Raw genomic sequence first — 22,208 nt, 5'->3', positions numbered from 1 at the left:
CAGGGGGGTTGCATCGGCGATGGGACCACCATCCGATTCAATTACTCAATCTGACCTTTCCACCACGGTGCTGCGACCCAGCAGCAGATCCCGCGCCCCGTTAACCCGTTGCATTGTGTCGTGACTGCCACCGCGGTCTGGGTGGTGTTCGGCGGCGGCGCTCTTCCAAGCTCGGTTGACTTCGTCGGCGCCGATGCGCCCGGCCAGGGGCAGGTGTAATCGCTGACGCGCCACGATCGCATCAAGATCGGGATGCTTACCCAGAGGGCCCCAGTCGGCTTTGCTCAGCGCAGGGCTGCGCTTTTTGCCCCCTTTGCGTCGTGACTTGCTCTGGCCCGATCCGCCGAATCCCCGCTGGGACTGGCTTGTCTCTTCAGCTGGCGCGGCAGCGGCCCGTGGCGATCGGGTCGGTACCAGACCGGTCAAATTGGCTTGCATGGTCTGGGGCATCAGCTCTGCCGCGATATATCCACTGTCCTCCATGGCCGGCAAGCCCCGTGGTGGCCTAGGCGACGCTCATGGCTGGCTAGGGGCGAGATCTTTGTGCCTTGCGCTTCTGGAGCGTCTTATGACAAGGCTGCCGGGACCTCATCCTATCCAGTGTCAGATGGGTCTAAACTTAAGAAGAGGTGAGGCGCGCTTGCCGCGATCGGTCTTCTCTGGCCTGCGTAGTGGGGGTTTTATGAGATCGCTGACCAGATTTCGCCTGCGAAACAGGCCTCTGGCTGGGTTCGCCAACCTCCGCGAGGGTCAGCGTTGGCCAGTGGAGCAACCCATGGAGGGCTGGTTGCAGTGGGAGGGCAGGGTGCTGCCTGTAATTCCCGTTGATATCGCCAACTTCAGTGCTGGTGGCGTGGCGATATGGGTTGATCCGCAGCTCGATTTGTGTCCAGGCGGCCATGGCGTACTTATCACCCAGGCCCATGGCCGTGGCTGTGGCTACAGGCCGGTGAAGGGCTGCTGGCAAGTCAAGGGTGCCAATCGTTCTTTGGTGGGCCTTGCCTTCGAGCGCTGAGGCTGGCTTTCAGTTTTCAAGTAGTCGCTGAATCCGGCTGGATTGGGACCCGGCCACGCGCCCCTGGCCATCGGGGCTAAGGCTGGTTCTTGGCAGCTGGCGACTCGGTTTTACCTCTTTCACCCGTAGGGCATAAACGTGTAGGCCGATGGCCACCCCGAGCAGCAGCACCAGGCTGAAAGCTGTGCGGTGGCTGCCCTCGCTGCTTTGCATCGCCTGGGGTGCCGGATTGCTGATGACCCCAGTCTCTCAGGAGCAAGAGATGTGAAGACCTCCCCGATCCCAAACCAGGGCCAGCCAGCGCTCCTAGGATTTGCTTAAGAATTGAGCAGTGCAGAATTCGATGCGTGTGCCATCCCTGCTGGCTCTGGCGGCCCTTGTGGGCTTTGTGATCGTGGAGTTGGTGCTCTGACCGGCAGCCAAGAACACCGCCTTAAACAGTCAGGGCTTCTAGGGTCCGCTTTTACTGCGCCCCTGACCTGTGCAGGCACCCATGCTCCACTCCCTAGCCTTTCTCTTGACAAGGGTCCAGGAGTTGCCCGAAGAGGGCGTTGATTGGCAGGCTCTGGTTGCGGCCCAAGGCCACCAGGGTCCTGATCGCGGCCGGGGTCTGAGGCTGTTTCGGATGCCAGATCAATGGCAGGGCAGCCTCGATGAGTTGGTGGCTAATAGCTGCGCCACCATCGCCGGTGAAGATCCCCTCGGCTCAGCGCCAGAGCGGCGTTCCCTGATCTGCGATGCCGTTGTGACGCAGTTTGACGTGCCCTCCTTGTGGATCGGGGTCTACGCCGTTAGGGGCCCCGCCGAAGGCTCTTGGCTGCAAGTGCAGCAGGTGGAGCTGCTGGATCGCTTTCCGCTGGCTGAGGCAGCCAATGAGACCTGCTGGTTTTATCCCACCGATAACGGCTCTTACCTGTGCTGGGAAAATCAGACTGGCCTGACCCTCGCTCCGGGATGGTTGCCAGAGCAGGGCGGGCAGGAGCTTCCGATCGCCTATGACCGCGGCGAGGTGCACGTGCTCTGGTCGCTGATGGCCGATGACCAGGCGCTTACTTGTGTGGGCCTCACCTATCAGCGCCGGCGTATCGAATGGCCGTTGCTTGAGCGCAGCCCCGCACCCAGTGCCACCTGGACCAGCTTTGAGGTCGACACCATGGCCGACCCCAGCTACGTAGAACGCGCCCGCATCAGCGTTTTTCCGCAGTGAGCGGGCGCAGCCTGGCTCAACGCACGAACAGCATCTCCTGGTAGGTGGGTAGGGGCCAGAGGTTGTCGTCGACCAGGGCCTCCAAGCCGTCAACCGCCACGCGCAAGTCGGCCATCAACGGCACCAGGGTGTCGGCCGAGTAGCGCATGTGGGCTTCGGTGCCGTGGGGGGGATGGTCGATGGCGTTTTGCAGTTGGCCGCTGATGTCCATCAACGACTGGCACAGTCCAGCCACCTCCTTGGAGGTTTCCGGCGATACCTGGATGCCTAGGGAACTCTGCAGTTGCAGGGATTCAGCTAGTTCGCCGAGGTAGCGGATCGCCGCCGGATACACCTGGGTGCGGGCGATCTGGACGGCCAGCTTGGCTTCCACATCGATCGCCAGGATGTACTGCTCGGCGTAAACCTCGAAGCGGCTCTGCAGCTCCACGGCCGAGAGCACGCCGGTGCGCTCGAACAGCTCGCGCATTGATTGGCGCTCCAACACCGGCAGGGCATCGGCGGTAGTGCGCAGGTTTTCCAGGCCCCGCTCCTCCACGGCCATGCGGTGCCACTCATCGGAATAGCCGTTGCCGCCAAACACGACGGCGCCATGCTGTTCGATCAGGGTCTTGAGCACGGCCAGAGCCCCTTCCTCAAGGCCGTAGCCACTTCCCAGCTTTGCCTCCAGCTCGCTGGAGATCCAGGCGAGGGAATCGGCCAGGATGGTGTTCAGGGCCACAAGCGGGCCAGCCACCGATTGGTTGGAGCCGACGGCGCGAAACTCGAAGCGGTTGCCCGTGAAGGCAAAGGGCGAGGTGCGGTTGCGATCACCAGCGTCCTTGTCGAATTCCGGCAAGGTATCCACACCGAAGTCCATCACGCCGCCGAGGGCCGAACCGGAGAGCCGGCCCTCGCGGATCTGGTTGAACACATCCTCCAGCTGGCTGCCCAGATACACCGAGATAATTGCCGGGGGCGCTTCGTTGGCTCCGAGGCGGTGGTCGTTGCTGGCGGTGGCGATCACGGCCCTCAGCAGGGGGCCATACATGTGCACGCCGCGGATCACCGCTCCGCAGAACATCAGAAACTGCAGGTTTTTATGGGGCGTCTTGCCCGGATCGAGCAGGTTCCCCTGGGTGGCGTTGCCGATCGACCAGTTGACGTGCTTGCCAGAGCCGTTGATGCCGGCGAAGGGCTTCTCGTGCAGCAGGCAGGCCAGACCATGTTTCTTCGCCGTGCTGCGCAGCAGGGTCATGGTGAGCTGCTGGTGGTCGGTGGCCACGTTGGCGGCCTCGAAGAAAGGCGCAATCTCAAACTGGGATGGGGCCACCTCGTTGTGGCGGGTTTTGGCCGGAATCCCCAGGCGGTACATCTGCCGCTCCACCTCCTGCATGAACACCTGCACCCGCTCCGGGATAGCGCCGAAGTAGTGGTCGTCAAACTGTTGGCCCTTGGCGGAGGGGCGACCGAACAGGGTGCGGCCGGCCAACAGCAGGTCTGGCCGCAGGGGCACGTAGGCGCTGTCGATCAGGAAGTACTCCTGCTCGGCGCCGCAGCTGGAGTTGACCGGGGCAATGGTGGTTTCCCCCAGCAGGCTGAGCAGCCTGTGGGCCTGTTTGTTTACGGCTGCGATCGAGCGCAGCAGGGGGGTTTTTTTGTCGAGGGCCTCGCCGGTCCACGAGACGAAGACGGTGGGGATGCAGAGGGTGACACCGTTGGGCGTCTCCATCAGCCAGGCGGGGCTGGTGATGTCCCAGGCGGTGTAGCCGCGAGCTTCAAAGGTGGAGCGGATACCGCCATTGGGAAAGGAGGAGCCGTCGGGCTCGCCCTGCACCAGCACCTTGCCGGTGAATTCGGTGAAGACCGTGCCGTCGCCTTGGGGTGAGATGAAGCCGTCGTGCTTCTCGGCAGTGGAGTTGGTGAGCGGATAAAAAACGTGGGAGTAATACAGGGCACCTCGGGCGGTGGCCCACTCCTTCATCGCCTGGGCTACAACGTTTGCCACCGACACGTCGAGCTTGCTGCCCTCCTTAATGGTGCGCTGCACCGATTTGAAGATCTCTTTCGGCAGCGCCGCCTTCATCTTGTCGAGGGTGAATACGTCGCTAGCCCAGAGCTCATCGAGGGGCTGAATCGGTGCTGTAAGGGCGGCGGGGCGGCTGAGAATCTTTTCGAGGGCTTGAAGGCGTGGTTGGGAGGGCATGGGGAGTTCGCCACTGAACGTCACTCCCCCTACCCAAAGCTGTTCCCCCCTCCAAACTTTGCTGCGGTTGATACCAGCGGCGCGATTGGCCCTGGCTTGGCGTGTGCGGTAACCGTGACCACGCTGCTGCGAATTTGAGTCGCCAGCCCCAGACTTTCACTTTCCAGGTAGTCAGGGATGGCCTCAGCCGATAGCCAGGCTCTGAAGGAGTCCATGCAAGGGCATCTCTTCTTCAGTCAGGCCAAGTCCAGCTCCCTTGCCACCAGCCACGACCATTACCGCTGCCTGGCTTTGGCGGTGCGTGATCGCTTGCTCAAAAACTGGGTCGACACCGCAGACACATACACCCGCGAGCATGTCCGCACGGCCACCTACCTGTCGGCGGAATACCTACTGGGCCCGCACCTGGAAAACAACCTGGTGAATCTGGGCTTGGTGGAGGCAGCCCGGGAGGCCTGCGCCAGCTTGGGCTTGAGCCTTGAGGAGCTGATCGCCGAGGAGCCCGAACCCGGACTTGGTAATGGTGGCTTAGGTCGACTGGCCGCCTGCTTCCAGGAGTCGATGGCGACGCTGGAGCTGCCAGCGATCGGCTACGGCATCCGCTACGAATTCGGCATCTTCCGCCAACAGATCACCCCCCACGGCCAGGTGGAGAGCACCGATCCCTGGCTGGCCCATGGCAATCCCTGGGAGGTGATCCGGCCTGAGTGGAGCTATCCGGTGCAGATAGGTGAACACACCGTGATCGGCGTCGCCTACGACACCCCAATCCTCGGCTATGGCGTAAACACCGCCAATACCCTGCGGCTCTGGTCGGCGGTGGCTCCCGAGGCCTTCGACTTCGCCTCCTTCAACGCCGGCGATTACACCAGGGCGGTGCTGCGCAAGATGCAGGCGGAAACCCTTTCAAAGGTCCTCTACCCCAACGACGAGCTGGACCAGGGCAAGCGGCTGCGTCTGTCCCAGCAGATCTTCTTCGTCAGCTGCTCCCTGCAGGACATGTTCCGCATCCTGCGGGGCCAGGGGCTGGAGGTGACCGACTTCCACCGCAAGTTTGCGCTGCAGCTGAACGACACCCATCCAGCCATCGCCGTGGCTGAGTTGATGCGGCTGCTGATGGACGAGTACGGCATCGATTGGGATACCGCTTGGTCGATCACCACTGCCAGCATCAGTTACACCAATCACACCCTGCTGCCCGAGGCCCTGGAAACCTGGGGCGTGGAGCTGTTTGAGCAGCTGCTGCCCCGCCAGCTCGAGATCATTTACGAGATCAACACCCGCTTCCTGCGCATGGCCCGGATTCGCTATCCCGGCGATTCCCAAATCCTGCAGCGCATTTCCTTAATTGAGGAGGGCCCGCAGCGCCGGGTGCGCATGGCCCACTTGGCGGTGGTGGGCAGCCACCACGTCAACGGCGTGGCCGAACTGCACAGCACCTTGCTTAAGCAGAACCTGTTTGCCGATCTTGCCCGGATCTGGCCGGAGCGCTTCACCAATGTCACCAACGGCGTAACACCGCGGCGCTGGCTGGCGGTGGCCAACCCACCGCTGGCGGCCCTGCTCGATGAGGCGATCGGCGATCGCTGGCGCACCCACCTCGAGGAGCTGCAAGGTCTTGCCGCCTTTGCCGACGACTCTGCGTTCCTGGAGCGCTGGCAGGCGGTTCGTGACCTCGGCAAGCAGCGCCTCGCCCAGTACATGCGCCGCGAGCTGGGGGTGCTGGTTGATCACACCTCCCTGTTTGATGTGCAGGTCAAGCGCATCCACGAATACAAGCGCCAGCACTTGGCGGCCCTGCAGATCGTTGAGCGCTATCTGCGCATCCGCGCCGGTGAAGACCTGCCGCCGCGCACCTTTGTGTTCGGTGGCAAGGCGGCTCCGGGCTATGCCCTGGCCAAGTTGATCATCCGCCTGCTGGTTGGTATCGCCGACGTGGTCAACATGGATCCGGCCATGGATGGCCGCCTCAAGGTGGTGTTCCTGCCCAACTTCAGCGTCAGCTTGGGCCAGCTGGTGTATCCAGCGGTGGATCTCTCTGAGCAGATCTCCACCGCTGGTAAGGAGGCTTCCGGCACCGGCAACATGAAGATGGCTCTCAATGGTGCGGTCACGATTGGCACCCTCGATGGGGCCAACATCGAAATCCGCGATTGCGTTGGTGCTGAGAACTTCTTCCTCTTTGGCCACACCGCAGAGCAGATCGAGCAGCTGGGCCACAGCGGTTATCACCCGATGCCCTGGATCGAGCAGGACCCGGCCGTGCGCCAGGCCCTGGAGTTGATCGGCTCTGGCTACTTCAGCGAGGGTGATAGGGAGCTCTTCCACCCCTTGTTGGCCAGCCTCACCAGCCACGATCCCTTCCGGGTGATGGCTGATGTGGCCGACTACCGCCGCGCTCAAAACGCCGTAGATGAAGCCTGGCTCGACCGGGGCCGCTGGGCGCGGATGTCGCTGCACAACACGATGCGCTGTGGCTTCTTCAGCAGCGACCGCTCGATCGCTGACTACGCCGAGCGCATCTGGAAGGTGGGCCGGGTACCGGTGCAGACCAGCGCCGGCGCCCCGGCGCCTTAGGCGCTTGTGGGCTCCGGCTTGTCGCTGTCCTTAAGCGAGGGGAAGCTGGAGCGGATCAGCTGGGCTACCTCCTGGTTCATCTGGGTGCGGAAGTTGGCAGCGGCGCCAGCTTCAAGCACCGGATAGGAGCGGGCCCCAACGTTGCGCAGGGGCTTCCAGCTGGTGGCTTCCTGCTGCTTGAGGGCGTCCAGAGGTGCGTCGAAGTCGAAGCTGAGCTCCCGTCCCTGGGTGGCGATGGCAGCGATCCAGGCCTCCCGGACCGGCAAAAGGGCCTTGGCCTTGAGGGTGTCAGGCAAGCCCAGCACCGGCTCGTAGTGATCCAGGGCCCTTAACTCGGCCTCGAGCAGAATCACCCAGGCGGCTTCTTCGCCGGGCTGGAGGCCAAGGCCTTCGGCGGCGGCGAGCATGGCGTCTCGATAGAGACATAGCCAGCGGTAGTGAGATTTCTGCTGCAGTGTTTTTTTGAGCGAGCTCTTGCCATGGGCAACTCGCTTGGGCAGGGCTGCTTCAGCTCGCCGCAGCAACACCCGATCTTCCGGCTCCAGGTTGATGGCGCCCCAGCGCTGCCGGTATTCCCACAGCTCCTCGTATTGGCGCACCTCCTCAGGCGTCCAGCCCAAGCCCTGCAGTTCTTCACCCCTGCTCGTTTCGTCCTTAGCCACCGGCACGCCTGTTGCTGTCGCAGGCAGCGTAGTGGCCGGAGCTCAACGCACAACCAGCACCGGGCAGCTGCTGTGGGTAAGCACCCGGTGGGTTTCGCTGCCCAGCAGCACCCCCTCCAGGCCGCGGCGGCCATGGGAGGCCATCACAATCAGATCAGCCCCATGGCGATTGGCCGCCTCCACGATTGCCGCGTAGGGCATGGAGCTAACCACGGTGTCCTGATCGCTGACCACCCCGGCGGCCTGGGCCACTGCTGCTGCTGCCGCCAGGATTTGCTCGGCGCCATGGCGAGCGGCTTGCACCAGGGCGGTCACCGTATTGGGGTCCACCAGCTCACCCACGCCCACCAGGGAGATGGGGAAGTTGGATTGCGCGTGCAAAAAGGTGATGCGAGCTCCCAGGCTCTGGCCCAGCGCCACCGCTTGCTGCACGGCCTTGTCTGAGAGCTCGGAGCCATCGGTGGGCACCAGCAGGTGGCTGTATGGCATTTACGGCGCAGGGGAGCGGTGGAGCTCCAGCCTGGGGCAGTTGGCGCCGCCTAGCAACTGGCGCCGCCTAGCAACTGCCTGAGCCCTTCCAGCCAGCCAGGTGGGCGGCGGCTCGTGAACGGGCCAGGGCGCGGGCGCGGGGCAGGGCCGGCTCGAGTTGCTCGGAGCTGAATGGCGGCAGGGGGCGGCTGCGCAGCCAGGCCCCCCAGCGGAATTCGTGGAAGGGAATCAGAGGGGCGGCGGCCAGCACCCCCTCCTGCTTCAGCTTCCACACCAAGCTGCGGTAGGGGTCGTCCTGCAGGCCTGTGAGCTGCTCGGGCAGGGCGCTGGGGGGGAGGGGCCCTAAGCCCCTGCCGTCATAGAGGTAGAGCCAGCCGCGTTGATGCAGGGCAGCAAGCACCTGCTGGGGGTCGGGGCTGTCGAGCTCGAGCACCACGTAGCCGAAGGCGGTGGCGCCGGGTTCGATCTCGATCAGGGCCCGTAGGCGGTGGTGGCGGTCGACCATCCACACGCTGCCATCAGCGCTGCGCACCAGCGGCACGGGCTTGCTGCCCAGGTAGGAGCGGCGTTCGCGGGCATTTTCGGCACCGAAATCGCGCAGCCTGCTGCGCACTTCAGCCAGTCCCACACAGAGCTGGGTGGGGCGCAGCTGGGCGATGGGCACCTCAAGCAGCTCACCCCCCGGGCGCGGTGCCGGCAATGGCTGGTATGGGGGAAGGCGCAGGGCCATGGCGGCTAGGCAGCCCGGATATCCCCATCCTGACCCGCTGCTTCCCGGAATAAGGTCGGCCTCAAGTGCGAGTGGCCATGGCTTCCCTCTCCCATCCCGACCTGAGTGCCGGTCCCCACGGCTCGATTGGGGTGCTGGTTTGCGGCCACGGCAGCCGCAATCGGCTGGCAGTGGCCGAGTTTGCCGAGCTGGCCAAGGGGCTCCAAGCGCTGTTGCCCGAGGTGCCTGTGGAATACGGCTACCTGGAATTTGCCAGGCCGATCCTGCGCGATGGCCTGGAGGCGCTGCGAGCCAGGGGGGTAAGCCACGTGCTGGCCGTGCCGGCCATGCTGTTTGCAGCGGGCCACGCCAAAAACGACATCCCCTCGGTGCTCAATACCTACGCGGCGGAGACGGGTCTGCGCATCGACTACGGCCGAGAACTGGGGGTTGACCTGAAGATGATTCAGGCCGCCGGGGCCCGGATTCGCGAAGTCCTTGATGGGGCAGCCACAGAGGTGCCCCTGCACGAAACCATGTTGGTCGTGGTGGGCCGGGGCTCGTCCGACCCCGATGCCAACTCCAATGTCGCCAAGGTGACGCGGATGTTGGTGGAGGGTTTTGGTTTTGGCTGGGGTGAAACGGTTTATTCCGGGGTCACCTTTCCGTTGGTGGAGCCCGGACTTCGCCAACTGGTGAGACTTGGCTATCGCCGGGTTGTCGTTTTCCCCTATTTCCTGTTTTCCGGGGTGCTGGTGAGTCGGATCCAGCAGCACACCGAGCGGGTGGCCCAGGACCATCCCGAGGTGGAGTTCCTGAAGGCCTCCTATCTGGCAGATCACCCCCTGGTGCTTGAAACCTTTGTGGAGCGCGTGGCCGAGGTGGTGCGCGGTGACGCCAACATGAATTGCTCGCTGTGCAAATACCGGGCCCAGGTGCTGGGCTTTGAGACTGAGGTTGGGGCGCCCCAGCACAGCCACCATCACCACGTGGAAGGGCTCACCGACGGCTGTGACCTCTGTGAGCGCGAGTGCACCGGTGCCTGCCAGCCCGATGGCGTGCCGATTCCAGTGGGCGGACACACCCACGACCATTCCCACGATCACGACCACTCTCCTGGGCACAGCCACGACCACGGTCTCAGCTACGACCACGGGCAGAGCCATCACCATCTGCCCTACCCCCACGCGGACCATCCCCTCGGTCCCACAACCCTGCGCCAGGGCGGCAGCAGCTGAGCCCTCTCGGTTTGCCGAGGCTCAGTCTTCTCAGCTTGCCGGAAGTCTCGCGAGACTCCAGCTCATCAGTTCTGCTGATTGGTTATCCCTTTCCACAATTTTGCCGTCTTTTCCCCGGTTTATTAGGGGTTTTCCCCAGAAATGAGGCTTTTAAGCCAGTTTAGGCCTGGCAGTTGGGGAATAACTGCTTTTGTTCAGTCTGGCCTTGACATCACCACCAGCGGTCGCCCTCGGAGGCTTTGAAAAGCTTCGCTGCGTCGTTACGGAGCCGCCGGCACAGGCAATCTCAGTTGAGAACGGTGTGGTTTCGCCCTGGCCTTCAGGCTTTGACGGACCTTCAGCGATGTGGCCTACTGAGTCACCCCATCCCGTGTTTCGTTATGGCAGCCGAGCGCAGTCACCTCCAACGATGTATGGAGCAGCCCAGCTGCGCAGAAGGGTTAGTGGAGGCAGAAGCCGGCAGCATCAGCCTGGAGGCGGAGGTGCCAGAGGTGTTGTTCGATGGCATGCGCGAGTTCCTGCGCAGCCACCCCCAGTGGGATCAATACCGCTTGATCTCCTCAGCGCTGTCCAGCTTCCTGTTTCAGCACGGCTGCTCCGATAAGGGGGTGAGCCAGCATTACCTCAACGGCCTGTTCCTGCGCCCCTGAATTTTCAAATCTGGTGGCGGATAACAAAAAAAAGGCGGAGGGGCCAACCTCCGCCTGAGACTCCCTTGCCCGACCCCTTTTGAGGTCGACGTTGCCATTGTGAGCAGGGTTGCTCAAGCTGGTTGTGGCGATAGACACCGGATCGCAACCGGGTTATGGGTCTCCTTGGCGCAACCTGGCGGCGGCGGCTTCGCATGCGCGCCAGGTGATGGCCATTTCAGTGAGGGTTGGGCTCTGCCAGCCGGCCCGGGGCCAGCAGGCCCCATCGACTACCAGCACATTGGGGGCGCCCCAGCACTGGTTGAGGTGATTGACCACACCTGTCTCGGGCTGGCTTGCCATGCGGGCGCCGCCGAGTTCGTGGATGTAGTAGCCAGGTGGTGGCGCCTCGGGACTCACCGCCAGGCTGGTGCGGATCCAGGGCTCCAGCAGCGGCAGCACAAATAGCTCTTCGATGGGCCGGATCTGCCCCCCACCAGCTGCCACCACCGCCTCCATGCGCCGGTGCATGTGGGCCACCAGGCGCTGCTCGTTTGCACCCCAGCGGCAGTTGATGTGGGCGGTGGGTAGCCCCCAGGCATCGAGATGTTCGCCGTTCAAGGTCACCTGGTTGTCGGCGTTGGGTTGCACGTCGCCGTGACCGATCAGAAAACCCACCGCCTCGCCTCTGCGTCGCTGCAGCAGGGCGGGTGGATCAAAGCGCTGCAGGGCTGTCCAGAGGCCATAGCCGCCACTGAAATCAGCTTCGCTGCCCGCATCCAGGTTGACCGTGTTGGGTATGAAGCAGCTACCAGCCCCAGAAAGTTCGCTGGGCCCATCAAGGGCCGGCACCCCGGGAATCGAAAAGAAGCGACTGCTGGAGATGTGATCCATCAGATAGCGCCCGAGGCTGCCGGATGGATCGATTAGGCCGCCGCGTTGGTGGGCTTCGCTCGAGTGCAGCAGGATCCGCAGGGTCTCGATCGTTGAGGCGCAGAGCACCACCAAGGGCGCCTCAATGCGCTCGCGGGCTGCCGTTTTGCCATCTACCAGCACCACGCCCTGGGCCCGCTCGCCGTCGAGCAGTAGGTGGCTCACCACGGCGTTGCTGCGCACCTGGGTGCGCCCTGTTGCCAGGGCCCGTGCCAACGTGCGCCCCTGGCTGGCGGAGCGGGGCCAGCCCGCACCCCGGTGCAGGTTGAAGCCGCGCGAGTGGATCAGGGGCAAGCCAAGCTCGTTGCCGATGCGGCGCTGCAGGTGGCGCTCGCCTGGGGTGAAGGGCAGGGGCGCCTGGAAGTGGCCATCGGGCAGCTGGGGCAGGCCGTCGCAGGCTCCATGCACCTCCAGCAACTGCTCAAGGCGGGTGTAGTAAGGCGCTAGCTCGGCGCTGCCGATCGGCCAGCTTGCCCCCTGACCCTCGCGCTCAGCCGCACCAAATTCGTAGTCGGATAGGCGCAGGGTGATGCCTCCCCAGGTGAGGCTTTTGCCCCCCACCTGCCTGCCCCGGCTCCACAAAAACGGGGCGTCGTCTGGGGTGGAGTAGGGATTGAGCCGCTCATCGACGAACAGCTGGGGATTGTGTTTCCAGAAGCCCGGATGGTGGCGCTGCAGGCGTTGCTGGCCGCTGGCGATGCTGGCCACACGCCGGGCCGTATTAAGCGGTTCGCTGCCGAAGGCCTGGCGGGATGAGAGCTCGGGACCGGCCTCCAGCACCAGCACCCTCAGCCCCGCCTCGGCCAGCACCATGGCAGCCACACCGCCGGTAGCGCCGGAGCCCACCACGATGGCGTCGGGCTGGGTCACGCTGGCGGGGATGGCCATTTTCTGGGCGGTGATCGCTGGGGTAGCGCAGGTGAACGTTCAAACAACAAAGCCCCGACAGGAGACTGCCGGGGCTTTGGGAAGTGGTGGCGGGGGCGAGATTTGAACTCGCGACCTTCGGGTTATGAGCCCGACGAGCTACCAGACTGCTCTACCCCGCGTCGACCTCTTAACCATACCAGTCGAAGTGCCTAGTACTGCCGCTCAGTCGAAGCGCAGCTCTCCGATCACTTCCAGGCGCAGATGGGGGGCTGGGATCAAGAAGCGAGTGCGCAGCTCTTCGAGAGCTATCGGCGTTAGCCAGTCGAGCTGCTCGAGCAGGTGCAGGGCTACGGCTTGCTTGGCTCGGGCGGAGCCGTCTTCCACCTTGATCGCTACCCCCATGCCTTCGCCGACGCGGCTGAGGCACTGGATGCCTTCAGCTCCGCCCTTGCTCACCACTTGACCGTGGCCGCCGCGCATCAGTTCGGTGTCAAAGCGCCCCTCCCCTGCCACCAGTTCGGGGTGGGCCAGCATCGCCCGGCTGAGGCGCTCCAGGTCGGCCTGGCTGCCGGCGCCCAGGTGGGCGTAGAGCAGGGCCATCTGGGCCAGTTGCAGCTGCAGGGTGGGGGCGCCGCAGTCGTCGCGGGCGGTGAGCAGCTCGGCGGCGGGCAGGGCGAGCAAATCGCCCACGCGCTTAAGCACCTCCTGCTGGAGAGGATGCTCTTTTTGTAGATAGCTCTCGGTACTCCAGTTCAGTTGCCGGCAGGTGGCCAGGAAGGCGGCGTGCTTGCCGGAACAGTTGTGCTCCAGGGGGCTTTTGCCGCAGTCGGGAACGGGGCATTGCAGCTGCTCGGCCTCGATTTCAGCGCCCCAAAGCAGCTTGAAGGCCTCGCGGGCGTGCATGGCCGTGCCGGTGTGGCTAGCGCAGGCGATCGCCAGGCCCCGCTCGCCGCAATTGCAATGGTCGGCGGCGCCACTGCTCACAAAAACCGTGGCCTGAAAGGGCTTTAGGGCAGAGCGCACAAAGCTCAGCTGCTGGGGCTCGCCTGCCCGCATCAATACGCGGCCGCGGCCGTCGCAAACCACCGCATGCACCCGGTGGCGCGATTCGACGATGCCGTTGCGCAGCAGCCGCACCTCCAAGGGAGGGACGCCCCCGCGGGCGGTGCCACCGAAACTGGAGGACAGGGTCACAAAAGCCCAGGAACTGATCTAAAGAGCCTGACAGAGGCTGGCCCCCACCAGGGCCAGGATTACCGCCAGGGCTGCGCCCTGTTGCAGCCGCCGCAGCACCGGTTGCACCTGGTGCTGGGCCACCAGCAGGTCCTGCTGGCGCCAGGCCAGGGGCTTTTCCCACACTTGTCCGTCATACCAACCCGATTCCTCGTATTCGACCCGCTCGGAGACCAGGCGGCGGTGCACGTAGTTCCATCCGAGCCACTGGCGCACGAGCAGCAGCATCGGCAACGCCACTGCAGCCACCATGCCCGCCAGCACCAGCTGGGCCGGGTGGTGGCGCAGCACCCAGCTGCCGCTTGCCACCAAGGTGGAGAGGGGCAGCAGCAACAGCCAGCTGGTGGCTAAAGGGCGCAACAGACCTGGCAGGTCGTGGGACGGCCAAACAAAAAACCAGGAGGTCAGCAACTGCTCGTATTCCTGCAGGGGCCGTTGCTCGGGCGGCACCGGGCACGGCATGGCGTTCAGGGAGAAACTGCTGGAATTGAGCTTACGAAGCGCACCTGTTCGCCGTGGCCCCAGAAGGATTCGAGGTCGTAGTAGGTGCGCTCGCTGGGGGTGAGCACGTGCACGATCACTTCGCCGTAATCGAGCAGCATCCAGCGGCCCTCCTTCTGGCCTTCGCGCCGTAGGGGTAGCCGGCCTGTGGTTTCCTCGATCTGATCCTCAGCCGAGCGGGCGATGGCCCGCACCTGCACATCGGAGAGGCCGCTGCAGATCACAAACCAATCGGCCAACGACGACACCTCGTCAACGCGGATCAGGCGAATGTCCACGGCCTTGCGGTCGTCGCAGGCTTCCGCCGCCAGCTTGGCCAGCTGCTCGCTGTCGAGCTCCTGGTGGGTCGTGGGCCTGCCAGCGGGGGAATCAGCCATAGACGTTCTCACTGGTGACGGATTGACGCGAGCCCTGTTGCTGGGCCATTTCGGCCCGGGCCTTGCCGGCACTCTTGCGCAGTGCCTCTAGCCGGTCTTCGTAGAAGGCGCGCTTCTTTTTCTTGCGGGTCTGCTCCACCAGCTCCTTGAGGGCGCCGCCCAAACTCTTGTAGGCATTGGGCAGGGTGTAACCGAAGCGGGTGGCCAGGTCGATGGCCCGCTCATCGGCGGCGATGGCGTCCTGCAACCGCTTTTCGGAGTTGTTTTTGAGATAGAGGCGGTAGCCGGCAAAGCCAGATAGGCCCAGGGCCATCACCAGGAGGAGGCCGTCCTGCACCCACAGCTCACCGATGGCTCCACCCAGGCCGATCGCCAGGGCCGCCATTTCCCAACCGTCGCGGGGTACTGCATCGTTCTGGACGCGGCCCACCTCGTGCCAAAACAGCAGGTTGCGATGGTCTATCGCCAGCCCGTCCCAGCTTTCCAGGTCGACCTGAATTTCGACTTCATCGCGACCGATCTCCTCGATGGTGATCAGGGGCGGTTCCACCGAGGCGGCCGCTTCAACAAACACCCAGCTCTGTAATTCAGGGGGCAGCAGCCCTTTCAGGCGCTGGAGCTCACTCATCTAGGGCTTCCGCGTTATCAATCAGGTTAGCGATTCCAGCCCCAGCTGCTGCCATGGGGGCGTGAGAGGCTAGGCAGGTTTGGCTTGCCCACCCCCTATGCCCCGCCGCACGGACCTCAGGCGCATCCTGCTGCTGGGCTCGGGGCCGATCGTGATCGGCCAGGCCTGCGAATTCGATTATTCCGGCACCCAGGCTTGTAAAGCGCTGCGGGCAGAAGGCTTCGAAGTGGTGTTGGTGAATTCCAACCCTGCCTCGATCATGACCGATCCGGACATGGCGGATCGCACCTACATCGAGCCACTTACGCCCGAGGTGGTGGCCCGGGTGATTGAGATCGAGCAGCCCGATGCCCTGCTGCCCACGATGGGCGGCCAGACCGCCCTCAATCTGGCGGTAGCCCTGGCTGAAAACGGCACCCTGGAAAAGCACGGGGTGGAGCTGATCGGCGCCAACTTGCAGGCGATTCGCAAGGCGGAAGACCGGCTGCTCTTTAAGGAGGCGATGGAGCGAATCGGCGTCGCGGTGTGTCCCTCGGGCATCGCCAACACCCTGGAGGAGGCGGAGCGGGTGGGCGAGGTCATCGGCAGCTATCCCCGCATCATCCGGCCAGCCTTCACCCTGGGCGGCAGCGGCGGTGGCATCGCCTACAACCCCGAGGAGTTCCGCGCCTTCTGCAAAAGCGGCCTGGAGGCGAGCCCCGTCTCCCAGATCCTGGTGGAGCAGTCGCTGCTGGGCTGGAAGGAATTCGAGCTGGAGGTGATGCGCGATAGCGCCGACAACGTGGTGATCGTTTGCAGCATCGAAAACCTCGATCCGATGGGGGTACATACCGGTGATTCGATCACCGTTGCACCGGCCCAAACCCTCACCGACCGCGAATACCAGCGGCTGCGCGACCAGTCGATCGCGATCATCCGCGAGATCGGCGTTGATACCGGCGGCAGCAATATTCAATTTGCGATCAACCCCGCCAACGGCGACGTGGTGGTGATTGAGATGAACCCGCGCGTATCGCGCAGTTCGGCGCTGGCTTCCAAGGCCACAGGCTTTCCAATCGCCAAGATTGCCGCCCGCCTGGCGGTGGGTTACACCCTCGACGAAATCGTCAACGACATAACCGGTGCCACCCCGGCCTGCTTCGAGCCCACGATTGATTACGTGGTCACGAAGATTCCCCGCTTCGCCTTTGAGAAGTTCCGCGGTAGCCCGGCGGTGCTCACCACCTCGATGAAGTCGGTGGGGGAGGCGATGGCGATCGGCCGCTGCTTTGAGGAGTCGTTCCAAAAGGCTTTGCGCTCCCTGGAAACGGGCCATGCCGGCTGGGGCTGCGACCGCCCCGATGCCGCAAGTGACCTCACGCTTGCCCCCGATCCCACCGCCCTGGAGCGGGCCCTGCGCACCGCCACGCCTGAGCGGATTTTCGCCGTGCGCGAGGCGATGCTCGTCGGCCGCAGCGACGACGAGATCCACCAGCTCAGCGCCATCGATCCATGGTTTTTGGCCAAGCTGCGCTGCATTCTCGAAGCTGAGCAGCGGCTGCTGCGGGGCCGCCAGCTCGAGCAACTCGATGCCGCCGCCCTGCTGGAGCTCAAACAGCTGGGCTTCTCAGATCGCCAGATCGCCTGGGCCACTGGCAGCGATGAACTCACGGTGCGGCGCCACCGTCAGGGGCTGGGCATCAATGCCGTGTTCAAAACCGTCGATACCTGTGCGGCGGAGTTTGCCTCCAGCACGCCGTATCACTACTCCACCTACGAGCGGCCGCTGGAGCGGCTCAATGCGGCAGGTGAGCTGGAGATCGTGCCGCCCGAAAACGAGGTGCAGCCGGAGAGCCGCCGCAAGGTGATGATCCTGGGCGGCGGGCCAAATCGCATCGGCCAGGGCATCGAATTCGACTATTGCTGCGTGCACGCCTCCTTCGCCCTGCAGGCCGAGGGCTTCGCCACCGTGATGGTGAACAGCAACCCGGAGACGGTGTCAACGGATTACGACACCTCCGACCGGCTTTATTTCGAGCCGCTCACCCTCGAAGACGTGCTCAACGTGATTGAGGTGGAGCATCCCGAGGGGGTGATCGTGCAGTTCGGCGGCCAGACACCGCTGAAGCTGGCGATCCCGTTGCTGCGCTGGCTGGCTTCGCCCGAGGGCCTGGCCACCGGAACTCGCATCTGGGGCACCTCACCTGAATCGATCGACGCGGCCGAAGACCGGGAGCAATTTGAAGCGATCCTGCGCCGGCTGGAGATCCGCCAGCCCCGCAATGGCTTGGCCCGCAGTGAGGCCGAGGCCCGGGCCATCGCTGCGCGCGTGGGCTATCCAGTGGTTGTGCGCCCCAGCTACGTGCTGGGCGGGCGCGCCATGGAGGTCGTCTACGACGAAGCCGAGCTCAACCGCTACATGGTGGAAGCGGTGCAGGTGGAGCCCGACCACCCAGTGCTGATCGACCAATACCTCGATAACGCCATCGAAGTGGATGTGGATGCCCTTTGCGATCGGGAGGGGGTAGTGGTGATCGGCGGTGTAATGGAGCACATCGAGCCGGCGGGCATCCACTCGGGCGATTCGGCCTGCTGGCTGCCGTCGGTGAGCCTGAGCGAGGCAGCCCTGGCCACGATCCGCGAGTGGAGCCGGGCCCTGGCCCTGGCCCTTGGGGTGCGCGGCCTGATCAACCTGCAGTTCGCCGTGCAAATCGACCCTGAGCAGGGCGAGCGGGTGTTCATCATCGAGGCCAATCCCCGTGCTTCCCGCACGGTGCCGTTTGTGGCCAAGGCCACTGGCGTGCCCCTGGCCAAGGTGGCCAGCCAGCTGATGGCCGGCCGCACCCTGACGGAGCTGGGGCTCACGGCCGAGCCCATCCCGCCTCTGCAAACGGTGAAGGAGGCGGTGCTGCCGTTCAAGCGCTTCCCGGGTTCCGACACGTTGCTGGGCCCTGAAATGCGCAGCACCGGCGAGGTGATGGGCATCGCCAGCAGCGCCGGCATGGCCTATGCCAAGGCCGAGTTGGCCGCAGGCGAGGCCCTGCCCACCAGCGGCACGGTGTTTCTCTCCACCCACGACCGCGACAAGCAGGCCCTGCTGCCGGTGGCGGAGCGGCTGGTGGGGCTGGGCTTTGACCTGATCGCCACCGGCGGCACCGCCGAGGCCCTGCGAGCCGCTGGCCTGCAGGTGGAATCAATCCTCAAGGTGCATGAGGGCCGTCCCAATATTGAAGACGCGATCCGCTCGGCCCGCATTCAGCTGATCATCAACACCCCGATCGGCCGCCAGGCTGCCCACGACGATAAATATCTGCGCCGGGCCGCCCTCGACTACGCCGTGCCGACGGTGACAACCCTGGCCGGGGCCCGGGCCGCTGTCGAGGCGATCACGGCGTTGCAGCAGCAGAAGATTGAGGTGAATGCCCTGCAGGACATCCACCCCGGACTCACTCGTTAGGGTTAGGGACCCGATAGATCCCGCCTTGACAGCCAGCACCCAAGTCAGCAACCAGATCACCTCAGGCAGCGACTGCACGGCGGCTTTCCGGGCCGCCTATGAAAATCGCTACACCTGGGAACCGGATTTCGGTGGCTATCAGGGCCGCTGCATCTGGGAGCAAGCCGGTGATGCCGGTGAAGACGGAAAGCGCGTAGAGGGCACCTTCGTGGTAGGCGCCGACCTCAAGGCCACGGTGGCTGGCGTCGCCGATGAGGAGATTCACAAGGCCCTGGCTTCCCAACTGTGGGAGGTGGCAATCCACCGGGTGCGGCGCAGCTTTGAGCAAACCCACGGTGCTAACACCTTCACCGCTGGCGATACCGATGCAGTGGGCACCGAGGTGGTTGTGGGCGGTAAGAACACCGGTGACCGTTACCGGATCCAGAACGACGTGGTGACGATGGTGCACCGCCACATCCACGGCACCGTGGTGACGATCTTCACCGAGAGCACAACAGACACCGGCAGCGGCTACCTGAGCCGCAGCTACACCAGCCAGTACAGCGACCCCGCCAGCGGCGAAGCTAAGGGTGGCACCAGCCGCTTCAACGACACCTTTGTGCCGCTGACCGAGGCTGGCCCCTGGGTGCTGAGCGAGCGGGTGGTTGAGACCGAGGCCCATGGCGAAACTCCTGCCGGCCGCCAGGTGTTTCGTTTCGAGGATCTTGCCCCCTTGGCTTAAGCCAATAGGCCGCTGCTAGGCACAATGCAGCCATGTTTTCTCTTTGGATTGGTGCCTACGACCAGGGCTTGGCCTATGCCGGCCTGGCCCTGGGCACCTACCTGACGCTGCGCGTTCTCAACTTCCCAGACCTCACGGTGGATGGCTCCTTTGCCCTGGGAGGTGGCACCGCTGCGGTGTTGATCAGCCAGGGTGCCCCGGTGCCGGTGGCCTTGGGGCTGGCGATCTTGTTTGGCTGCCTGGCTGGCATGGTTACCGGCCTGATCCACACCCGGCTGGGTGTGAATGATCTGTTTGCAGGCATCCTCACCACCACGGGCCTTTATTCGATCACCCTGCGGCTGATGGGGCGCTCGAACATCCCCCTGTCTGAAACCCCAGCTGGAATTCTGGCCCTCCCCGATCTGGGCCTTGGCCTGGATGGTCAATGGGCCGTGGGATTAAGCCTGGCGACCGTTGGGATGATCCTGCTGATCTCCTTCCTGATGGCCACAGATTTCGGCTTGTCTTTGCGCGCCTTGGGCAACAACCCCACCATGGCCCGCGCCAACGGCATCAACCAGCGCCGCGGGCTCACGGTGGGTATCGCCGCTGCTAATGGTCTGGTGGCACTGGCCGGGGCGCTGGTTGCCACCTATCAGGGCTTTGCCGATGTGACCATGGGCATCGGCTCGTTGATCCTGGGACTAGGCATGGTGATCATTGGCGAAGCCGTGCTGCGGCCGCGCTCGCTGCCGCGGGCCCTGTTGGCGGTGGCGGTGGGGGCGATTTTGTTCCGCACCATGATCGCCATCGCCCTGCAGTTGGGCCTCGAACCGGTTGATCTCAAGCTGGCAACGGCCTTGCTGCTGCTGATCGCCCTGGCCTTCGGACGGCTGCGCATACCGGGTCTTTCGGCAGATCAGGGGAGGCAGGAGCAATGAGTTCCGCCCCTCATCTCAGCCCCCCTGGTCTCAGCGTTGAGGAGCTCAGCTGGGGCCATCCCCTGCCTGGATCGGGCTGGCGGCAATTGTTCAGCGGTTTCTCGCTGAGCTGCCCCCCCGGCCAGTTTCTGGTGGTGATTGGCAGCAACGGCTCCGGCAAGAGCACCCTGCTCAATCTGGTGGCTGGCACCCTGCGCCACAGTGCTGGCCGTATCCACCTGGGCGGTCGCCCCCTGCACCGCCTGCGAGATCACCAGCGGGCTCGCTGGATCGGCCGGGTGATGCAAAACCCTCTGGAGGGAACTTGTCCGGGGCTGACCGTGGCAGAAAACCTGCGGCTGGCGGAGCGGCGCAACAGGCCAGCCAGGTTTGCAGCAGGTTTTTTGATTAGTGCCTTTGGGGGCATCCATCCCAATGGCGGCGACCGCAGGCGCTACCGCGAGCTGCTGGGCGAGCTGGGCTTGCCCCTGGCCGACCGTCTCGATGAACCGGTGGGTCAGCTTTCCGGTGGCCAGCGCCAGACCCTCAGCCTGGTGATGGCAACCCTGGGTTCACCGGATCTGCTGCTGCTTGATGAGCACACCGCTGCCCTTGACCCCCGGGCCGAAGCAACGGTGATGGCGCTCACCGACAGGTTGGTTCGTCAGCTGGGCACTACCGCCCTGATGGTGACCCACAGCCTCGAGCAGGCCCTGAGACACGGCGACAGGTTGGTGATGCTCCATGAGGGTGGCTTGATCGGCGACTGGAATGCTGCCGAGCGTGAATATCTCGAACCGGCCGCGTTGCGGGCGATGTATGGAGCAGCCATAGTTGCGCCGCAGTCTTCCAGTGCCGCAGATGGGTCTTCAGCGTCGTGAATTTCTAACCCTGGCAGGGGCCGGCGCCGTGAGCACGGTGGTGCTCTCCGCCTGCGGCAAGCTCGGCGGTGGCACCAAGGTTAAAGGCCCCACCATCGGCATGCTGCAGATGGTGGAAGCCCCGCCTCCAACCAACACCCGCAAAGGCTTTGAAGCGGCCCTGGCAGAAGCTGGCTACATCCCTGGCAAAAACGTCAACTTCATCCAGAAGGATGCCGCCGGCGAGCTGCCCAACACCACCTTGGTGATGAAGCAGTTTGTGGGCGACCAGGTGGACATGATCCTGGCGGTTGGCACACCGCCCCTGCAGGCCGCCATGAAGGTGGCCCCAGCAACCACTCCTGTGCTGTTCTGCTATTGCTCCAATCCCTGGGGTGCCGGCGCGGGCACGCCCCCGGGTGCCGTGGGTCAGCACAAGCCAAATGTGGTCGGCACGATCGGCACCAACCCGGTGGGCAAGGAGCTCGATTTGGCACGCCAAATCAACCCTGAGCTCAAGACCGTGGGCCTGATCTTCAACCCCGGCGAGCCCAACTCCGAATATGAAGCCAAGGTGCTCAAGGAGGAGGCATCCAAGCGCAACATCACCGTTGTGGAGCAGTCGGTGGCCAACTCCGGCGAAGTGCTGCAAGCCGCCCAAGTGCTGGCCGACAAGAAGGTAGAGGCCTTCGTGAAGATCGGCGATTACGCCACGATTCAGGGCTTCGGCTCGATCGCCAAGGTGGGCCTAGAGAAGAAGATTCCCGTGTATTCGGTGGATGCCGACGACATCAAGCTGCCCGGCTGCCTTGCCACGATCGGCTGGGCCTACTTCGATGACGGCTACGCAGCAGGCAAGCTGGCGGTGCGGGTATTGAAGGGAGAATCGCCGGCCAAGATGGCCTTCGAGCCCCTCACCAAAACGGAGTTAATGGTGAACAAGGCCACCGCCGCAGCGATCGGGGTAACGCTGCCTGAGGAGCTGATCAAGGAAGCCCAGAAGGTGGTGAGCTAAAGCCCACCCCCATCGCAT

At 64.2% G+C, this 22,208-nt stretch carries 21 protein-coding genes and 1 tRNA gene; 10 read left to right on the top strand and 12 right to left on the bottom strand.

Annotated features, from left to right (window positions below; translation table 11 throughout):
* Positions 1-45 precede the first annotated feature (45 nt).
* Positions 46-483: a molecular chaperone DnaJ gene (locus tag C7K55_RS12110; RefSeq protein WP_193486321.1), complete on the bottom strand. Its 438-nt coding sequence runs from the start codon at positions 481-483 to the stop codon at positions 46-48.
* A gap of 280 nt (positions 484-763) precedes the next feature.
* Here C7K55_RS12110 and C7K55_RS12105 point away from each other — a divergent pair, with 280 nt between their 5' ends.
* Positions 764-1,015 carry a hypothetical protein gene (locus C7K55_RS12105; RefSeq protein WP_206603515.1) on the top strand — a complete coding sequence of 84 codons (252 nt, stop codon included), beginning with the start codon at positions 764-766 and terminating at the stop codon, positions 1,013-1,015.
* A gap of 9 nt (positions 1,016-1,024) precedes the next feature.
* On the opposite strand, the gene C7K55_RS12100 is transcribed toward C7K55_RS12105, so the two are convergent.
* On the bottom strand, positions 1,025-1,228 hold the full coding sequence (locus C7K55_RS12100) for a hypothetical protein (RefSeq protein WP_106632981.1): 204 nt from the start codon (positions 1,226-1,228) through the stop codon (positions 1,025-1,027).
* A 280-nt stretch (positions 1,229-1,508) separates the two neighbouring features.
* Here C7K55_RS12100 and C7K55_RS12095 point away from each other — a divergent pair, with 280 nt between their 5' ends.
* Positions 1,509-2,222, top strand: a complete 714-nt coding sequence (locus C7K55_RS12095) for a hypothetical protein (protein ID WP_106632980.1) — start codon at positions 1,509-1,511, stop codon at positions 2,220-2,222.
* 16 nt (positions 2,223-2,238) lie between these two features.
* Here the strand turns inward: C7K55_RS12095 and C7K55_RS12090 are convergent, their stop codons facing one another.
* Complete coding sequence (locus C7K55_RS12090) at positions 2,239-4,407, bottom strand: glutamine synthetase III family protein (RefSeq protein ID WP_106632979.1); 2,169 nt, start codon at positions 4,405-4,407, stop codon at positions 2,239-2,241.
* 177 nt (positions 4,408-4,584) lie between these two features.
* On the opposite strand from C7K55_RS12090, the gene C7K55_RS12085 reads away from it, so the two are divergent.
* Complete coding sequence (locus C7K55_RS12085) at positions 4,585-6,984, top strand: glycogen/starch/alpha-glucan phosphorylase (protein WP_106632978.1); 2,400 nt, start codon at positions 4,585-4,587, stop codon at positions 6,982-6,984.
* On the opposite strand, the gene C7K55_RS12080 is transcribed toward C7K55_RS12085, so the two are convergent.
* From C7K55_RS12080 to C7K55_RS12070, 3 genes are all read right to left on the bottom strand, one after another.
* The gene (locus tag C7K55_RS12080; protein WP_106632992.1) at positions 6,981-7,646 is read right to left on the bottom strand and encodes a hypothetical protein; all 666 of its coding nucleotides are present in this window, start codon (positions 7,644-7,646) and stop codon (positions 6,981-6,983) included. The genes C7K55_RS12085 and C7K55_RS12080 overlap by 4 nt on opposite strands.
* A gap of 42 nt (positions 7,647-7,688) precedes the next feature.
* Positions 7,689-8,135 (bottom strand): universal stress protein, encoded by a 447-nt coding sequence (locus C7K55_RS12075; RefSeq protein WP_106632977.1) that lies wholly within the window; start codon positions 8,133-8,135, stop codon positions 7,689-7,691.
* Between the two features lie 67 nt (positions 8,136-8,202).
* On the bottom strand, positions 8,203-8,865 hold the full coding sequence (locus C7K55_RS12070; RefSeq protein ID WP_106632976.1) for a ParB-like protein: 663 nt from the start codon (positions 8,863-8,865) through the stop codon (positions 8,203-8,205).
* A gap of 77 nt (positions 8,866-8,942) precedes the next feature.
* On the opposite strand from C7K55_RS12070, the gene C7K55_RS12065 reads away from it, so the two are divergent.
* Entirely contained in the window at positions 8,943-10,082 is a 1,140-nt protein-coding gene (locus tag C7K55_RS12065; RefSeq protein ID WP_106632991.1) for a sirohydrochlorin chelatase, read from the top strand.
* Positions 10,083-10,462: 380 nt separating this feature from the next.
* On the top strand, positions 10,463-10,732 hold the full coding sequence (locus tag C7K55_RS12060; protein ID WP_106632975.1) for a DUF2811 domain-containing protein: 270 nt from the start codon (positions 10,463-10,465) through the stop codon (positions 10,730-10,732).
* A 153-nt stretch (positions 10,733-10,885) separates the two neighbouring features.
* Here C7K55_RS12060 and C7K55_RS12055 read toward each other — a convergent pair whose 3' ends face one another.
* From C7K55_RS12055 to C7K55_RS12030, 6 genes are all read right to left on the bottom strand, one after another.
* The gene (locus C7K55_RS12055) at positions 10,886-12,532 is read right to left on the bottom strand and encodes a GMC oxidoreductase (RefSeq protein ID WP_106632974.1); all 1,647 of its coding nucleotides are present in this window, start codon (positions 12,530-12,532) and stop codon (positions 10,886-10,888) included.
* Between the two features lie 84 nt (positions 12,533-12,616).
* Positions 12,617-12,693 (bottom strand) — tRNA-Met (locus tag C7K55_RS12050).
* Between the two features lie 43 nt (positions 12,694-12,736).
* Positions 12,737-13,708 (bottom strand): asparaginase, encoded by a 972-nt coding sequence (locus C7K55_RS12045; RefSeq protein ID WP_106632973.1) that lies wholly within the window; start codon positions 13,706-13,708, stop codon positions 12,737-12,739.
* Positions 13,709-13,726: 18 nt separating this feature from the next.
* Entirely contained in the window at positions 13,727-14,209 is a 483-nt protein-coding gene (locus C7K55_RS12040; RefSeq protein ID WP_106632972.1) for a CGLD27 family protein, read from the bottom strand.
* Between the two features lie 5 nt (positions 14,210-14,214).
* Positions 14,215-14,625, bottom strand: coding sequence for a ribosome silencing factor (gene rsfS, locus C7K55_RS12035; RefSeq protein ID WP_106632971.1), 411 nt, complete (start codon positions 14,623-14,625; stop codon positions 14,215-14,217).
* On the bottom strand, positions 14,618-15,253 hold the full coding sequence (locus C7K55_RS12030; RefSeq protein ID WP_106632970.1) for a DUF3318 domain-containing protein: 636 nt from the start codon (positions 15,251-15,253) through the stop codon (positions 14,618-14,620). Before C7K55_RS12030 ends, rsfS begins: the two co-directional genes overlap by 8 nt.
* Positions 15,254-15,350: 97 nt before the next feature.
* Here C7K55_RS12030 and carB point away from each other — a divergent pair, with 97 nt between their 5' ends.
* The 5 genes from carB to C7K55_RS12005 are packed head-to-tail and all read left to right on the top strand — an operon-like array spanning position 15,351 to position 22,190.
* Positions 15,351-18,689: a carbamoyl-phosphate synthase large subunit gene (carB, locus tag C7K55_RS12025; RefSeq protein ID WP_106632969.1), complete on the top strand. Its 3,339-nt coding sequence runs from the start codon at positions 15,351-15,353 to the stop codon at positions 18,687-18,689.
* 25 nt (positions 18,690-18,714) lie between these two features.
* The gene (locus tag C7K55_RS12020) at positions 18,715-19,413 is read left to right on the top strand and encodes a DUF3386 domain-containing protein (protein WP_241518354.1); all 699 of its coding nucleotides are present in this window, start codon (positions 18,715-18,717) and stop codon (positions 19,411-19,413) included.
* 32 nt (positions 19,414-19,445) lie between these two features.
* Positions 19,446-20,336: an ABC transporter permease gene (locus C7K55_RS12015; protein WP_106632967.1), complete on the top strand. Its 891-nt coding sequence runs from the start codon at positions 19,446-19,448 to the stop codon at positions 20,334-20,336.
* The gene (locus C7K55_RS12010; protein WP_106632966.1) at positions 20,333-21,196 is read left to right on the top strand and encodes an ABC transporter ATP-binding protein; all 864 of its coding nucleotides are present in this window, start codon (positions 20,333-20,335) and stop codon (positions 21,194-21,196) included. The genes C7K55_RS12015 and C7K55_RS12010 overlap by 4 nt, the downstream gene beginning before the upstream one ends.
* On the top strand, positions 21,177-22,190 hold the full coding sequence (locus C7K55_RS12005; RefSeq protein WP_106632965.1) for an ABC transporter substrate-binding protein: 1,014 nt from the start codon (positions 21,177-21,179) through the stop codon (positions 22,188-22,190). Before C7K55_RS12010 ends, C7K55_RS12005 begins: the two co-directional genes overlap by 20 nt.
* Positions 22,191-22,208: the final 18 nt, after the last annotated feature.

Origin of the sequence: Cyanobium usitatum str. Tous, from assembly GCF_003011885.1 — a bacterium.
GTDB classification, from domain to species: Bacteria; Cyanobacteriota; Cyanobacteriia; order PCC-6307; family Cyanobiaceae; genus Cyanobium_A; species Cyanobium_A usitatum.
Note: the sequence above shows the minus strand (reverse complement) of the source record. Positions and strands in the feature narration are given on the sequence as shown.